A 14,468-nucleotide genomic window follows, 5' to 3' on the forward strand; every position below is an offset into this window, starting at 1 on the left:
GACGATGGGCAGAGCCGAACGGGCGAGGACAGGTGTGAGGGGATAGATGGGCGACGGTATCGGCCGCTACCGCGGCACGGAGAGCAGGCTCCCGCAGTGGCTGCGCAGGCGGCCCAAACGCACCGCGGCCGAGGACGAGAACCGCCGCGAGGACCTGCTCCTGGCCACCGCCGCCGCCGGACTGCCCCTCGCCCCCGCCGCGTACCCCGTCGGCTACCGCTGTTCCTGCGAGCGCATCGGCTGTCCCACCCCCGCCCGGCACCCCGTCTCCTTCGCCTGGCAGACGCAGTCGACCACCGACCGCGCCCAGATCGAGCGCTGGGCCAGGAACGAGCCCGAGGCGAACTTCATCACGGCCACCGGCATGGTCCACGACGTCCTCGACGTCCCCCTGGAGGCCGGCCGGGCCGCCCTGGCGCGCCTCCTCGACCAGGGCGTGGACGTCGGACCGGTCGCCGAGTCCGCGGAGAGCGCGGGCGACGGCGGCCGGATGCTCTTCTTCACCGCCACCCGCGGCACCCCCGAGGACGAGGACGAGTGGTGGCCCTGCGAGCTGGACTGCCATCCGGAGACCATGGACGAGCACCCGGGACTCCGCTGGCACTGTCGCGGCAGCTACGTCCTCGTACCGCCGGCCCGGCTCATCGGTGACGAGGAGGAGCGGCCCGCGGTCAGCTGGGTCCGCGGCCCCGAGCACCCTCTGCCCGACCCGCTGAACCTCCTGGAGACCCTGACGGACGCCTGTGCCCGGCACGCGGCCGCGCAGGGGGACCAGCACACCGGACACGAGGTGGCCTGGCCGCTCGGCCGCCGCTGAACGATCCGGGCGACGCGCCGTTCCGCCGAGCCCGTTCGGCTACGAGCCCTTCGCGCCCGTGACGCCCTGGAGCCGGCCCGCGACCGTGACCCCGTCCGCGTCCGTGCCCGCCGGCTTCACCAGCACGGTCTGGCTCGACACCCACTCCTTGGTGACGGTGTTCTTCACCTCGCCCGTCATCAGCGCCTTCACATCGGGGTCGACCTTCGGCCGGTAGCCCTTGGCCGCCGTCTGCTGCTCGAAGTAGCGCGTCGCGAAGAAGACCAGCGCCCCGCCGTCCTCCGTCGCGAGTGCCAGCGGTGCGAAGTCCCCGGCGTCCGTGACCTGGTCGACGTACTGCGTCGCGAGACCCACCCGCTTCGCGCCCTTCTCCCGCTCCTCACGCCACAGCGTGGTGTGCGGACCGGCGGCGAACTGGCCCCGCTCCCCGCCGGCGAGGAACGAGACGTAGCTCCGTCCCAGATCCTTGGGCGCGACCGCGAGGCCCGTGGAGTCCGCCGGCACCGGGACGGCGAACCCGCCCTCGGTCCTGAACGCCGGGATCTCGTCCGGGGTCAGGATCGCCAGATAGGCGACCTCCCACAGCTGGTCGGCGCCGTTGCGCACGAAGACCAGGAGCCAGCGGTTGTCGCCCCGGCCGTCGTCGGCGTCCCGGTTGGAGTCGGTGTCCGCGACGAACCAGCGCGGCCAGCCCGCCTTCTTGGGAAGGAAGAACGTCGCGTCCGTCAGCTCCAGGGGCTGATGCTGCGGGTTGCCCCCGGGAGCGGTGATCGAACGGGACTTCAGACCGGCCTGGTTGATCGCCCCGAGCGCTCCGGTGACCCGGTCCGAGTCGAGCGTCGGGTCGTGCGCCTTGTCGGCCTTGTTATAGGCGTCGGTGAAGTCCGCGAGGGCCTGCTCGGCCTCGGCCTTCGTCGCCGCCGGGATCAGCTCCCGCTCTCCGTGCACCGTCACGCAGCCACTCGCCGTCAGCGCCAGCACGACCGCCGCCGCCGTCGCCACGAACACCCGGGACGGTCCTCCCGGCTCAGCGAGTGCCTTCGACGGTCCCCTCAGCCTTCTCATCGGTCGCCTTCTGCTCCTTCACCGGCACGGACGGACCCGACCCTACCGGGGCCAGGAACAGTGCGAGCGCCGGGACCAGATAGAGCGCCCACACCGTGACCTGAAGAACCGTCGGGTTCGGCTGGAAGTTGAAGACGCCCTTGAGGAACGTCCCGTACCAGCTGTCCGGCGGGATCGTCGTCGAGATGTCGAAGGCTTTGTCCGCGAGACCGCCCAGGAAACGCGCCTCCTGGAGGTCGTGCACGCCGTACGCGAGGACGCCCGCCGCCACCACGACCAGCATGCCGCCGGTCCAGGTGAAGAACCGCGCCAGGTCGATCTTCAGCGCGCCCCGGTAGAAGAGCCAGCCGAGCAGCACCGCCGTCGCGATGGCGAGCAGCACCCCGATCAACGGCGCTGACGTACCGTCGGAGGAGGCCCGTACCGATGCCCGGACGAAGAGCGCGGTCTCCAGACCCTCGCGGCCCACCGCGAGGAAGGCGGTGGCGACCAAGACGCCCACGCCCACCCCGACCCCCACGCCGACGAAGACCACGGCCCGGCCGACCACGGCCCCCACCACCGCGCAGCCCACCGCGCAGCCGACCACCGAGTGCGCCGCGCACACCATCGACCTGGCGATCAGCGATGTGAAGGTGAGGGCGAAGGGCGCGACCGGCACGCTCGTCGCCGATGTCACCACCTCCACGGGCACGAAGAACGACGTGACCTTCGCCGACCTCGACCTCGCCAAGGCCGACTACACCGCGACGAAGGGCGTCGTCACGCTCGAGAACGTCCCGGCCAAGCTGACGAAGGACGGCGCGGCCCGGTTCGCGGGCCCGAAGGGCGAGGCCTTCTACAAGCCGGGCACCGCGATCGACCCGGTGACGGTCGCCCTCACCGTGGACAAGGACGCCACGCTGCCGGCCACGACCACGGGCGGGACGACCGGCGGCACCACCGGCGGTACCGCCGGTGGCTCGACCACCGGTGGCGGCGGCACGGTCGGCGGCTCCGGCTCCCTCGCCGCCACCGGCGCGGACCTCCCGGCCGGCGCCCTGCTCGGTGCGGCCGGCGCCACGGCCCTCGCGGGCGCGGCCGTCGTCCTCGCGGTCCGCCGCCGTACGACGGAGTCCTGAGCCCCGCACCTGAGAACCGCCACCCCCCACAGGCACGGCCGCACCCCCGGAAACGGCGGTGAGGCCCTGTCATATCGGGCCGAGCACCTCCCGGGGTACGGCTGCGAGCTCAAGGGTTTCGAGCACCTTGAGCAGTTGGCGCTCCTCGTAGCGGAAGTGGCTCTCCATGATCGCGGCGATGCCTTCGAGATGGAGGTCGAGCTCCTCGGGTGGCGCGGCCCGGGCGACCGCGGCACGGAGGCTGCCGATCAGGTGGGCGATCATCGAGTGATCCTGCTCGAGCAGGCGCAGTACCGGCCGGAGCTCCGGATGCGCAGCTGCGACGGCCGGAAACAGGGTGCGGTCCTCGCCCTGATGGTGGCTGTCGAGTGCCGTGCAGAAACCATGGCAATAGAGCAGCAGTTCACGGGTGGCCGCCTCGCCGGGGGTGCCGTCGGCGAGGGAGGCGCGGGTCACGGACAGCGCTTCCCGCAGCCGGGCATGCACCCGACGGAGTTCTTGGCTCCAGGCGACGAGCCTGGTCGTCTCGCGCTCAGTCACGCGAGAGCGAAGGGTACGACGAGTGCATCGTCGGCCTCCTTCGATCGGGCGCCTCCATGCCTGACACGGTCTGCCACCGGCACGCGACGCTTCCCGCACACTACCGCGTGCGTCGTCCCGTCGGCACCGCCGCGGCCCCCGCACGAGAAAGCCCGTGCCCCGGGCCGATTTCCGGTGGACCGGCGGAGCGGGAGGCCTGGATGCTTGAATTCCGCCATGAACTCGACCGCGATGAGCCGCGCCACCGACATCGACGTCCTGCGCGTCTTCTGTGCCGGCGACGGCCGGTACGGCAACGCCCTCGGTGTCGTACGGGACGGGCGCACGTATCCCGACGAGGCGTCCCGGCAGGCGCTCGCCAAGGAGCTCGGGTTCAGCGAGACCGTGTTCGTGGACGACCCGGAGCGCGGAACCGTCGACATATACACGCCCGGTGTGCGGCTGCCGTTCGCCGGTTATCCCGTGGTCGGGGCTGCCTGGCTGCTCGACCTGGAGGTAGTCCGCCCGCCCGCCGGTGAGGTGTGGGTGCGCGGCGACGGGGAGTTCACGTGGATAGAGGCCCGCGCCGAGTGGGCCCCGCCGCGGACCCTGCGGCGGTACGGGTCCGCCGCCGAGGTCGACGCGCTGGACGTGCCCGAGCCGGGGGAGTGGATCTACGCCTGGGCCTGGGAGGACGAGGCCGCCGGGCGCGTCCGGGCCCGGGGGTTCCCCGGCCGCGGTGACGGCATCGACGAGGACGAGGCCACGGGCGCCGCGGCCCTGCTGCTCACGGCCCGGCTCGGCCGCGCCCTGAACATCACTCAGGGCCGGGGTTCGCAGATCCTCACGGCCCCCGGCCCGGACGGCGTGATCGAACTCGGCGGCCGGGTCCGCCTGGAGCGGACCCTCGTCCTCACGCCGTGACGTGCGGACGCACCGCGCACGCGCAGGGTGTGCGGGCAGGCGGGCGCACGCGCGCGGTCGCGCCCGTGCTCACGCGGCGGTCAGCGGGAACTCGCTTCCCAGCTCCCGGAACACCGCGCCGTTGAAGTCGAACGCGCGCTTGCACTCGTCGATGATCCGCTGCTTCTCCAGGTCGTCGGCGTTCACCCCGTCGAGCAGCTCCCGGTACCCGCGCTTGAAGGCCGCCGGGTTCGTGATCTCCTCGAACACGTAGAAGCGGACACCGTCGCCCTTGCGCGCGAAGCCCCAGGTCCGCTCCGCCTTGTCGCGGATGATCTGGCCGCCGGAGAGGTCACCGAGGTAGCGCGTGTAGTGGTGCGCCACATAGCCGGCGGGCCACTCCCGCGCGCACTCCGCCACGCGCGCCGCGTACGCGGCCGTGGCGGGCAGCGGGGAGAGCCCCTCGCGCCAGTCCGGACCCCGCAGATGGGCGAGGTCCTGCTCCAGGGCGGCGGTGCGGAACAGCTCCGGCTGTATGAACGGCCCGGCGACCGGGTCGTCCTTCAGCGCCTCGGCGCCCTCCTCCAGCGCGCGGTACACGAACCACAGCTGCTCCGTGTACCGCGTGTAGGCGCCCACCGCGAGCCTGCCGCCGAGGAGGTCGCTCATGAAGGTCGACGTCTCGGCCTCGGTGTGCTGCTCGTGAGAGGCCGTGCGGATGAGCGTCGAGAAGGGCGTGTCCAAGGCGTGCCTCCGGAGCCGATGGGGACGGGAACCTGTGGAGATACTGCTGCTTAGGCTTACCTAAGTCAACTGGTTCCCGACGTCCTGTCGGTAAACAACTACCCGGAATGCGCCTCAGGGCAACGTGAGGATCTCGGCTCCACTGTCCGTCACGACGAGCGTGTGCTCGAACTGCGCCGTCCGCTTCCGGTCCTTGGTCACGACCGTCCAGCCGTCGTCCCACATGTCGTACTCGTGCGTGCCCAGCGTCAGCATCGGCTCGATGGTGAACGTCATGCCGGGCTGGATGACCGTGGTGGCGTGCGGGGAGTCGTAGTGGGGGATGATCAGACCGGAATGGAAGGACGAGTTGATGCCGTGCCCGGTGAAGTCACGCACGACGCCGTAGCCGAACCGCTTGGCGTACGACTCGATGACCCGGCCGATGATGTTGATCTGCCGACCCGGCTTGACCGCCTTGACGGCCCGGTTCAGGGACTCGCGGGTGCGCTCGACGAGCAGCCGGGACTCCTCGTCCACGTCACCGCACAGGTAGGTGGCGTTGTTGTCGCCGTGGACCCCGTTGATGTACGCCGTGACGTCCAGGTTCACGATGTCGCCGTCCTGGAGGACGGTTGAGTCGGGGATTCCGTGGCAGATGACCTCATTGACCGAGGAGCAGAGCGACTTCGGGAAGCCGCGGTAGCCGAGGGTGGAGGGGTACGCCCCGTGATCGCACATGAACTCGTGTGCGACCCGGTCCAGCTCGTCCGTGGTGACACCCGGCGCGATGTGCTTGGCGGCCTCCTCCATCGCCTGCGCGGCGATGCGGCCGGCGATCCGCATCCGCTCGATCGTGTCGGAATCCTGCACCTCGGGCCCCGTGTACGGGGTGGGCGCGGGCTTCCCGACGTACTCGGGACGACGGATGGCTCCCGGAACGGAGCGGTGGGGGGAGAGCTCCCCCGGTACGAGCAGCGACTGGCCAGACATGTCAGCGAGTCTAACGACCACGTCTGGGGCAGCATGGCCTCAGAGGAAGGAGCCGACGATGGCCCTGTTCAAGAAGCGCACGGTGGGCAAACCGGGCGAGTGGTACTACTGCCTGGAGCACAAGAAGGTCGAGGAAGGCCCGGAGTGCCCGTCGAAGAACCGTTTCGGACCGTACGCCACACGTGAGGAGGCGTCCCACGCGATGGAGACCGCGCGGGACCGCAACGAGGAGTGGGAGACGGACCCGAAGTGGCACGACGCCCCGAAGACGGACGAGACCCCGGACTAGGTCCCGCCGCTGCCGCACGTCGGACTTCTGCCGTCAGGAGGCCGGGGCCCCGGTCCCGGCCTCCCGCGCGTCCCGCGCCTCGCGCGCCTCCCGCTCCGCCTGCGCGGTCCTGTGGCGCAGCGCGTCCTCGTCCGTCTCGGAGTCGTACCGCAGGAGCTTCGGCAGGGCGAGGCAGAGCAGCCCCACCGAGGCCACGCACGCGACGCCGCCGGACCAGATCGCCGCCCGCGTCCCCGTCCAGCCCGCCATGGCGCCCGCCCGGACCTGGCCCAGCTGCGGGCCGACGCTGTACGAGAGCACCTCGATCCCGGCGAGCCGGCCGCGCAACTCCTCCGGGATCGTCTGGTTCCAGATCGTGGCGCGGCCCAGACCGCTCGCCATGTCGCCCGCGCCCGCGAAGGCCAGGCAGAGCAGCACCAGCCAGATGTTCGAGAACCAGCCGGCCGCGGCGATCGCGAGCCCCCAGGCGGTGGCCCCGCACACGACCAGCCATCCGTGCCGGCGGATCCGCGAGGTCCAGCCGCTGGTCAGACCGAGGACGAGCGAGCCGACCGAGCCCGCCGCGTACATCAGGCCCAGGGACCAGTCGGCGTCCAGCTCGTCCGCCAGGAACGGGAAGATCGTGTTCGGGAACGCGAAGAGCATCGCGGCCAGATCGATCGCGTACGTCCCGAGGAGCACCGGCCGCGACCAGGCGTAGCGCGCGCCCTCCACGATGCCGCGCAGGGACGGCTTGTCGGCGTCGTGCGCGGGCGGCGCGGGGGAGAGTCGCAGACACAGGAGTACGGAGACGAGGAAACCGGCGATCGTCACGGCGTAAGCCGGGGCGTGCCCGGCGTACGCCACGAGCAGGCCGGCGAGCGCGGGGCCCGCGATGGTGCCCATCTGCCAGCGCAGCGAGTTGAGCGCCGCGGCGGCGGTCTGCTGGTCGTGCGGCACGATCCGGGCGAGCAGGGAGTCCAGGGCGGGACGCTGGAGACCGGCCAGCGCGGAGACGCCGGCGGCGACCACGTACAGCGGCCAGAGCATCGGCTCGGGCAGCAGGGAGTTGATCAGCAGCAGCAGGGCGAGCAGCGCGAGCCCGGACTCGGTGGCGACGAGGACCTTGCGACGGTCGACGGCGTCGGCGAGCGCGCCGCCGTAGAGCCCGAAGACGACCAAGGGGACCAGCTCGACCGCGCCCATCGCCCCGACGGCGAGCGGGGAGCCGGTCAGATCCTTGATCTGCAACGGCAGCGCGATCATCGCCACGGCGCTGGAGAAGAAGGCGACGAGCCCCTGGACCCAGAGGAGCCGGAAGTCGCGGGAGGAGCGCCAGGGCGCGAGGTCGGGCAGTACGGCGGAGAGCTTCGAGGTCACGAGGTGCCATGCTCCGACCGCCACGAGGCGCCCGGCAACCGAATTACGGCGCGCAGGGGGCGCCGCGGCGGGCGGGGGGCACGGGTGGCGTCAGGAGCTCCGGGGCGTGGTGACCGCGGACGGGCGGGGCCGGTCGGTCGCCGCGGGCAACCAGCGGGTCGGGCGTACCGGGACCGGTCGCCGTGGGCTACCAGCGCGTCGGGGGCGGAGACGTCAGAAGGTCCGCCAGGAGGGAGAGGCGGTCCCGTAAGCGGCGCCGCCCGCGCGGGGAGGGCAGGCTGTTCTCGCCGGCCGCCGCGCTCACCAGGTGCTGGACGGTGTCCAGGTCGACCTCCGCGCCCTCCCCCACCGTCAGCGTCTCGTGTGCGAGGCCCCGCATCTCCGGATCGCCGCCGTCGAGCGAGAGCACCGTCGCCCCCGCCCTGCGCGCGTCGTGGACACGCTCCAGAAGCCCGGCGGGAGGCCGCTCCGGCGCCACCATCAGCAGCGTCGCCCCGCGCCGCGCCGACTCCAGCCGGCCGAGGCCCACTGCCAGGTGCGCCGGATCGCCCGGCCGCACCCGGTGCCGTACCAGCGTCGGCGTCAGCTCGGGCCGGCCCGACCAGGCCGCCTCGTCCACCAGATGCGCCGCCAGATGCCAGGGCTCGTACCCCTCCGTGCCCACCAGCAGCAGCCCGCCCCCGTGCGGTACGACCGAGGAGCGGAGCGAGCCCGCGAACCGGCGGGCGGCAGCCGGCCACTCCGTCCCGGCGAGCACTTCCCGCAGCAGCGCGACGCGTACGGCATCCATGGGGCCGCATCCTGCCGCAGCCGGGCCGCGCGCGGAGGGTGGTTGCCGTGGGTTCCACCCGTACGGGAAAACCCACCCGACGGGAAACGGATGGGCTGACCGGCCAGTAATGTCGAGGCCATGACTACGACTGACAGCAAGCCCGCCCCCAAGGACCCCTGGGACCTCCCCGAGGTGTCCGGCCTCGTCGTCGGCGTCCTCGGCGGCACCGGCGACCAGGGCCGCGGCCTCGCCTACCGCCTCGCCAAGGCCGGCCAGAAGGTGATCATCGGCTCCCGCGCGGCGGAGCGCGCCCGGACCGCCGCCGAGGAGCTGGGTCTCGGCGTCGAGGGCGCCGACAACGCCGAGTGCGCCCGCCGCAGCGACATCGTGATCGTCGCCGTTCCGTGGGACGGGCACGCCAAGACGCTGGAGTCGCTGCGCGACGAACTCGCGGGCAAGCTCGTCGTCGACTGCGTCAACCCGCTCGGTTTCGACAAGAAGGGCGCCTACGCCCTCAAGCCCGAGGAGGGCTCCGCCGCCGAGCAGGCCGCCGCTCTGCTGCCCGGGTCCCGGGTCACCGCCGCCTTCCACCACCTCTCCGCCGTCCTGCTCCAGGACCCCTCGATCGACGAGATCGACACGGACGTGATGGTCCTCGGCGAGGAGCGCGCCGACGTCGAGATCGTCCAGGCGCTCGCCGGCCGCGTCCCCGGCATGCGCGGCGTCTTCGCGGGCCGGCTGCGCAACGCCCACCAGGTCGAGTCGCTCGTCGCCAACCTGATCTCGGTCAACCGCCGCTACAAGGCCCACGCGGGGCTCCGGGTCACCGACGTCTGACCGCGTGCCCGGGCGGGCCTGGGCATGGGGGACACTGGACGGGCACCATCAGCCGTACCCGGACAGGAGCCGACCCCCATGCCCCGCCTCGCTCTGTACGCCCTCGCCGTCTGCGCCCTCGCCGTCGCCGCGGCCGTCGTCTCCTTCGTCGCGGGCATGTGGCTGGGGATCGTCTGGGTCCTGCTCGCAGGCCTCTCCTCGAACATGGCCTGGTACTACATCCGCCGCGCGAGGACCGAGGCCGCCCGCCCCTCCGAGACGGCCTAGCCTCCCGGCGTAGGCCCGTGAGCTAGCCGGCCTGCCGGTCGGGGTGCACCGTGGCGGCGGACTTCTTCTCGCGCCGCCGAGCCCGCCGTCGCCGCGATCCGGGGCGTGTCCGGCACCACGGGTCGCCCGGTCGGTGGTACAGCCGGGGCCGCGGCCCTAGACCTCGCAGAGGTCCGGCGTCCCCTGCCAGAAGCGGTAGAGGTTCGAGCCGCAGTAGCGGGAGAGCTCCGGCACGCCGAGCGCGCGCATCAGCGCGTCGATCGTGTCGAAGAACGCGCCGTTGACCGCCGGGACGAAGAGCAGCGCGATCACGACGAAGAAGCCGTACGGCGCGTACGGCTCGATCTGCCGCTTGATCCTGTACGACAGCCAGGGCTCGACCACCCCGTAGCCGTCCAGGCCCGGCACCGGCAGGAAGTTCAGCAGCGCGGCCGTCACCTGGAGGAACGCCAGGAACGCGAGCGCGTACTGGAACGCGAGCGGGACGCCCTCCAGCGCGTCCAGCCAGAACGGCGCCGTACAGACGATCGCGAACAGGACGTTCGCCAGCGGGCCCGCCGCCGAGATGAGGCTGTGCTTCCAGCGCCCCCGGATCCGGCCCTGTTCTATGAAGACCGCGCCGCCCGGCAGACCGATTCCGCCCATGATCACGAAGAGCACCGGCAGGATGATGCTCAGCACGGCGTGGGTGTAGGCGAGCGGATTGAGGGTGAGATACCCCTTCGCGCCGACCGTGATGTCCCCGCTGTGGAGCGCGGTGCGGGCGTGCGCGTACTCGTGCAGACAGAGCGACACGATCCACGCCGAGGTCACGAAGAGGAAGATCGCCAGACCGGGGGAGGAGGCGAAGCCGGTCCACACGGCCCAGCCGGTGACCGCCATGACGGCGAGGATCGCCAGGAAGACCGGGCTGATCCTGCGCTCGCGGCTGCGGGTGGTGGCCGTGGTCATCGGTGGGACTCCCTGGGGCGCGGCGGGGTGTCTGCGGGAAACGTGCCGGGGCGGGGGTGAGTTCCTGTGATGATCCCCGGCTCACGGAGAATAGGGCCTGTGCGCTATTCCGTCCTCGGCCCGACCCAGGTCCACACCGCCCACGGCACCCCCGTCGCGCTCGGCGGGGCCCGTCTGCGGGCGCTGCTGACCGTCCTGGCCCTGCGGGCCGGGCGCACGGTGCCGGTCACCGTCCTCGTCGACGAGGTGTGGGACGGGGACCCGCCGGCGGACGCCGCCGCGGCGCTCCAGGCCCTGGTGGGCCGGTTGCGGAAGGTGCTCGGGCGGGACGCCGTGGAGTCGTCCCCGGGCGGCTACCGGCTGGCGGCCGGCCCCGAGGAGGTGGACGCGCAGCGCTTCGAACGGCTGGCGGGCGAGGGCGTACGGGCGTTGGGCGCGGGCGACCCGGGGCGGGCGGCGGAGCTGCTCGACGAGGCGCTCGGCCTGTGGCGGGGGCCCGCGCTCGCCGACCTGCCCGACCGTACGGCGGAGGCCGCCCGCTGGGAGACCCGCCGCCTCGACACCCGCCGCACCCGCTTCGACGCGGCCCTCGCGCTCGGGGAGGGGGCGTCGGTCCTGCCCGAACTGGTCGCCCTCTGCGAGGCGCACCCGCTCGACGAGCCGCTCCAGGCCTTGCGCATCCGCGCGTTGCGCGACACGGGCCGCGCGGCGGAGGCCCTCGCCGCCTACGACGCCGTACGCCGCGACCTGGCGGACCGCCTGGGGACGAACCCCTCCCCACCCCTGCGCGCGCTCCACGCGGAGCTGCTGTCGCCGGATGCCGGGACGACCAGCCCCGGCCAGAGGCGGACACCCCACGAGGCGCCCGCCCGTGCCGGGGGCGGCCCCGGCACGCAGCACCCCCTGGCAGGGACCGGCCCGGCGCAAGCCGCCACCGGCGGCCCTGTCGGGTCTGTGGGGCACGGGGGATCCGGCGGCCCGGTTGCCCCCGGCTCGGCGCAGGACCCCGTCTCCCCGCGCGGCGGCCCCGCCGGACCTGCGGCATGGCACGGATCCGGGATGCGGGAGGCCTTGGCGGCCACCGGCCCGGCGCACGACACCGGTGTCTCCGCCCGGCCTTCGGGGCCGGACGGATCCCTTGCTCCGGCGGCCCCCGGCCCGGCGCAAGCCGCCACCGGTGCGGGGCACGGGGAATCCGGAGGCCCGGCCCAGGTCCCGGCCGCCGGGCGTGGCGGGGAGGTCCTCGCGGATCCGGGGCGCATCGCCGGTCCGCCGCGGCCCGGGAATCTTCGGGCGCGGCTCACCAGTTTCGTCGGGCGCGGTCAGGACATCGCCCAACTCCGCGACGACCTGCACGGGAGCCGGCTCGTCACCCTGCTCGGTCCCGGTGGGGCCGGGAAGACCCGGCTCTCGCAGGAGGGAGCCGAGCGCGCCGCCGGCGCCGGGGCGTGGCCCGACGGCGTCTGGCTCGTCGAACTCGCGCCCGTCACCGACCCCGAGGCCGTCGCCGAGGCCGTGCTCGGCGCCGTCGGGGCGCGCGAGACGGTGCTGCGGGGCGCGGGCGCCGAGGAGCTGCGCGGCACCGACACCCCGCTCGGACGCCTCGTCGAGCACTGCGCCGCGCGCCGCCTCCTGCTCATCCTGGACAACTGCGAACACGTCGTGGACGCGGCCGCCGTCCTGGCCGAGTCCCTCCTCGCCCGGTGCCCCGGCGTGACCGTCCTCGCCACGAGCCGCGAACCGCTCGGTGTCCCCGGCGAGTTCCTGCGCCCGGTGGAGCCGCTGCCGCCCGAGAGCGCGCTGCGTCTGCTCGGCGAGCGCGGCGCCGCGGCCCGCCCCGGCTTCGACCCCGGCGACGATCCCGAGGCGTGCGCGGAGATCTGCCGACGCCTCGACGGCCTCCCGCTCGCGATCGAGCTCGCGGCCGCGCGGCTACGGCTCCTGACACCGCGCCAGATCGCCGACCGCCTCGACGACCGCTTTCTCCTCCTCACCTCGGGAGCCCGCACCGTCCTGCCCCGTCAGCAGACCCTCCGCGCGGTGGTCGACTGGTCCTGGGACCTGCTCGACGCGCCCGAACGGGCCGTCCTGCGCCGGCTGTCCGCCTTCACCGGCGGCTGCGACCTGGAGGCGGCGGAGGCGGTCTGTTCGGCACCCGTCCAACGGCCCGGCGAGGCCCCCGAGCCCACCGCCCCGCACGCGGAGACCCTCGACGTGCTCGGCTCGCTCGTCGACAAGTCGCTGGTCGTCGCCGCCCCCGCCGACGACGGGACGATGCGCTACCGCCTCCTGGAGACCGTCGCCGAATACGCCGGCGAGCGGCTCGACGAGGCGGGGGAGCGGGCCGCGATCGAGCGGCGCCACCTCGTCCACTACCGCGAACTCGCCCGCCTCGCCGACCCCGAACTCCGCGGCGGCGGCCAGCGCCGCGCCATGGCCTGGTTCCGGACCGAGTACGAGAACCTGCGCACCGCGCTGCGCCGCGCCGTCGCCGTCCGCGACGAGCACGAGGCGCTGATGCTCGTCCACTGCCTCCTCTGGTACTGGCAGCTGCGCGATCTGCGCGCCGACGCCCTGCACTGGGCCGAGGAGGTCGCCGCCCTCGGACCCGACCCGTTCGCGCCGCCGACCGTCCCCGCCGTACCGCTCCACGAGCCCTGCACCGCCACGCCGCCTCCGCTGAGCGAGGAGCAGCTCTGGGAGGCCCGGCGCGGGGTGCGGCTGATCGAGCTGCTCAACATGGACTACGAGACGGGCGGGTGGACCAGTCCCGAAGGCTCGGAGCGACTGCGCCGCATCACCACCGTCTACCGGCCCGGGCTTCCCCAGACCTGCCGGCTGCCCGGCTCCTTCGCCGTCTTCGCCGTCCTGCTCATCGGGGAGGGGGGCCGGATGCGGGAGGTCCTCGACGCCACCGTCGAGGCGTGCCGCTCCTTCGGATACGAATGGGAACTCGCCAACGCCCTCCAGACGCGCGCCAACCTGCTGGCCAACCGGTCCGACATGGCGGCCGACGCGGCCGCCGACGCCGAGGAGAGCCTGAAGATCTTCGTCCGCCTCGACGACGCGTGGGGCGCGGCGGAGGCGCTCTCCTCGCGCGGCGAGGCCCGTGAGCGGCAGCGCCGGTACGAGGGCGCGGCCGAGGACTTCGCCGCGGCCATCGGCTACGCCGAGCGGATCGGCGCCCAGACCCAGAAGGCACTCCTGCGCGCCCGTTACGCGGACATGCTCGCCGTGACCGGTCGTGAGGAGGAGGCGGAGACGATCCTCCGTGAGGTCCTGGTGGCCGGGGAGAACCGCGGACACGAACCGGTGCTCGCGGCCCGGCTGTTCCTGGCGATGCTGCTCGGCCGCACCGGCCGTACGGCCGAGGCCCGGCGGCAACTGACCGGACTACTGGAGGACTTCAGCTCCGAGACCCTGTCGATCTTCGCCGGGTTCACCCTCGGCAGCCTGGCCTGGCTGGACAACCTCGACGGGCAGTACGCCTCGGCGCTCGGCCTGGCCCGGGAGGCCTTGGACCGGTCCCTGGGCACGCTGTCGATGATGGTCGCCCCGCAGATGCCGGCGCTCCATCTGGTCACCGCCGCCTGGGCCCTCGCCGGTCTCGGCGGCCCCGGCGCGACGGTCGGGGCCCGGCTCCTCGGCGCCCACCCGGGCCTGCTCCCCGAGGGCCATCTGCTCTCGCCGCCCGAGCGGGAGAACCTGGAGCAGGCCACGGCACTCGCCCGATCCGTCCTCGGGGACGAGGCCTTCGCGGCCGCGTACGCCGAAGGCGGTGGCCTCTCCCTGGAGGAGGCCACCGCCCTGCTCGCCCGCACCGACGCGATCAACGGGGGCGCCGAGTCCTGA

The 14,468-nt window shown here is 73.3% G+C and carries 14 protein-coding genes and 1 pseudogene; 7 read left to right on the forward strand and 8 right to left on the reverse strand.

The features are described 5' to 3' along the window. The first annotated feature begins 46 nt into the window (after nucleotides 1-46). The gene (locus ACZ3OF_RS07045; protein ID WP_361675032.1) at nucleotides 47-817 is read left to right on the forward strand and encodes a bifunctional DNA primase/polymerase; all 771 of its coding nucleotides are present in this window, start codon (nucleotides 47-49) and stop codon (nucleotides 815-817) included. Between the two features lie 39 nt (nucleotides 818-856). On the opposite strand, the gene ACZ3OF_RS07050 is transcribed toward ACZ3OF_RS07045, so the two are convergent. Next, nucleotides 857-1,882, reverse strand: a complete 1,026-nt coding sequence (locus tag ACZ3OF_RS07050; protein ID WP_467303292.1) for an SCO2278 family lipoprotein — start codon at nucleotides 1,880-1,882, stop codon at nucleotides 857-859. 40 nt (nucleotides 1,883-1,922) lie between these two features. Beyond that, a pseudogene (locus ACZ3OF_RS07055) lies at nucleotides 1,923-2,390 on the reverse strand (FTR1 family iron permease); the annotation flags it as partial. Here ACZ3OF_RS07055 and ACZ3OF_RS07060 point away from each other — a divergent pair. Then, nucleotides 2,365-3,003: an HtaA domain-containing protein gene (locus tag ACZ3OF_RS07060; protein WP_467303294.1), complete on the forward strand. Its 639-nt coding sequence runs from the start codon at nucleotides 2,365-2,367 to the stop codon at nucleotides 3,001-3,003. The pseudogene ACZ3OF_RS07055 and the gene ACZ3OF_RS07060 overlap by 26 nt on opposite strands. 69 nt (nucleotides 3,004-3,072) lie before the next feature. Here the strand turns inward: ACZ3OF_RS07060 and ACZ3OF_RS07065 are convergent, their stop codons facing one another. After that, nucleotides 3,073-3,543 (reverse strand): hemerythrin domain-containing protein, encoded by a 471-nt coding sequence (locus tag ACZ3OF_RS07065; protein WP_467303296.1) that lies wholly within the window; start codon nucleotides 3,541-3,543, stop codon nucleotides 3,073-3,075. 216 nt (nucleotides 3,544-3,759) lie between these two features. Here ACZ3OF_RS07065 and ACZ3OF_RS07070 point away from each other — a divergent pair, with 216 nt between their 5' ends. Next, entirely contained in the window at nucleotides 3,760-4,446 is a 687-nt protein-coding gene (locus tag ACZ3OF_RS07070) for a PhzF family phenazine biosynthesis protein (protein WP_361675038.1), read from the forward strand. 69 nt (nucleotides 4,447-4,515) lie between these two features. Here ACZ3OF_RS07070 and ACZ3OF_RS07075 read toward each other — a convergent pair whose 3' ends face one another. Both ACZ3OF_RS07075 and map read right to left on the reverse strand, forming a co-directional pair. Continuing rightward, a complete protein-coding gene (locus tag ACZ3OF_RS07075; RefSeq protein WP_361675040.1) occupies nucleotides 4,516-5,169 on the reverse strand; it encodes a biliverdin-producing heme oxygenase in 654 nt (217 codons plus the stop codon). A gap of 114 nt (nucleotides 5,170-5,283) precedes the next feature. Then, on the reverse strand, nucleotides 5,284-6,141 hold the full coding sequence (map, locus tag ACZ3OF_RS07080; protein ID WP_361675042.1) for a type I methionyl aminopeptidase: 858 nt from the start codon (nucleotides 6,139-6,141) through the stop codon (nucleotides 5,284-5,286). A gap of 58 nt (nucleotides 6,142-6,199) precedes the next feature. On the opposite strand from map, the gene ACZ3OF_RS07085 reads away from it, so the two are divergent. Beyond that, the gene (locus ACZ3OF_RS07085) at nucleotides 6,200-6,430 is read left to right on the forward strand and encodes a hypothetical protein (protein ID WP_361675044.1); all 231 of its coding nucleotides are present in this window, start codon (nucleotides 6,200-6,202) and stop codon (nucleotides 6,428-6,430) included. Nucleotides 6,431-6,463: 33 nt separating this feature from the next. Here ACZ3OF_RS07085 and ACZ3OF_RS07090 read toward each other — a convergent pair whose 3' ends face one another. Continuing rightward, nucleotides 6,464-7,789 carry an MFS transporter gene (locus ACZ3OF_RS07090; RefSeq protein ID WP_467303301.1) on the reverse strand — a complete coding sequence of 442 codons (1,326 nt, stop codon included), beginning with the start codon at nucleotides 7,787-7,789 and terminating at the stop codon, nucleotides 6,464-6,466. A gap of 187 nt (nucleotides 7,790-7,976) precedes the next feature. Further along, complete coding sequence (locus ACZ3OF_RS07095) at nucleotides 7,977-8,579, reverse strand: hypothetical protein (protein WP_361675047.1); 603 nt, start codon at nucleotides 8,577-8,579, stop codon at nucleotides 7,977-7,979. Nucleotides 8,580-8,699: 120 nt separating this feature from the next. On the opposite strand from ACZ3OF_RS07095, the gene npdG reads away from it, so the two are divergent. Both npdG and ACZ3OF_RS07105 read left to right on the forward strand, forming a co-directional pair. After that, nucleotides 8,700-9,398: an NADPH-dependent F420 reductase gene (gene npdG / locus ACZ3OF_RS07100; RefSeq protein WP_361675049.1), complete on the forward strand. Its 699-nt coding sequence runs from the start codon at nucleotides 8,700-8,702 to the stop codon at nucleotides 9,396-9,398. Nucleotides 9,399-9,422: 24 nt separating this feature from the next. Then, a complete protein-coding gene (locus tag ACZ3OF_RS07105) occupies nucleotides 9,423-9,665 on the forward strand; it encodes a hypothetical protein (protein ID WP_361675050.1) in 243 nt (80 codons plus the stop codon). A 156-nt stretch (nucleotides 9,666-9,821) separates the two neighbouring features. Here ACZ3OF_RS07105 and ACZ3OF_RS07110 read toward each other — a convergent pair whose 3' ends face one another. Then, nucleotides 9,822-10,616 carry a site-2 protease family protein gene (locus ACZ3OF_RS07110; RefSeq protein WP_361675052.1) on the reverse strand — a complete coding sequence of 265 codons (795 nt, stop codon included), beginning with the start codon at nucleotides 10,614-10,616 and terminating at the stop codon, nucleotides 9,822-9,824. Between the two features lie 69 nt (nucleotides 10,617-10,685). Here ACZ3OF_RS07110 and ACZ3OF_RS07115 point away from each other — a divergent pair, with 69 nt between their 5' ends. Then, nucleotides 10,686-14,468, forward strand: coding sequence for an AfsR/SARP family transcriptional regulator (locus tag ACZ3OF_RS07115; RefSeq protein ID WP_467303305.1), 3,783 nt, complete (start codon nucleotides 10,686-10,688; stop codon nucleotides 14,466-14,468).

It is taken from the genome of Streptomyces sp. NPDC022552 (genome assembly GCF_055561875.1).

Excerpts from the sequence above, each read along its gene's own strand:
- ACZ3OF_RS07045 (WP_361675032.1), top strand. The coding sequence starts at position 47 with ATGGGCGACGGTATCGGCCGCTACCGCGGCACGGAGAGCAGGCTCCCG.
- ACZ3OF_RS07050 (WP_467303292.1), bottom strand. The coding sequence starts at position 1,882 with ATGAGAAGGCTGAGGGGACCGTCGAAGGCACTCGCTGAGCCGGGAGGA.
- ACZ3OF_RS07070 (WP_361675038.1), top strand. The coding sequence starts at position 3,760 with ATGAACTCGACCGCGATGAGCCGCGCCACCGACATCGACGTCCTGCGC.
- map (WP_361675042.1), bottom strand. The coding sequence starts at position 6,141 with ATGTCTGGCCAGTCGCTGCTCGTACCGGGGGAGCTCTCCCCCCACCGC.
- ACZ3OF_RS07085 (WP_361675044.1), top strand. The coding sequence starts at position 6,200 with ATGGCCCTGTTCAAGAAGCGCACGGTGGGCAAACCGGGCGAGTGGTAC.
- ACZ3OF_RS07095 (WP_361675047.1), bottom strand. The coding sequence starts at position 8,579 with ATGGATGCCGTACGCGTCGCGCTGCTGCGGGAAGTGCTCGCCGGGACG.
- npdG (WP_361675049.1), top strand. The coding sequence starts at position 8,700 with ATGACTACGACTGACAGCAAGCCCGCCCCCAAGGACCCCTGGGACCTC.
- ACZ3OF_RS07105 (WP_361675050.1), top strand. The coding sequence starts at position 9,423 with ATGGGGGACACTGGACGGGCACCATCAGCCGTACCCGGACAGGAGCCG.
- ACZ3OF_RS07110 (WP_361675052.1), bottom strand. The coding sequence starts at position 10,616 with ATGACCACGGCCACCACCCGCAGCCGCGAGCGCAGGATCAGCCCGGTC.
- ACZ3OF_RS07115 (WP_467303305.1), top strand. The coding sequence starts at position 10,686 with ATGATCCCCGGCTCACGGAGAATAGGGCCTGTGCGCTATTCCGTCCTC.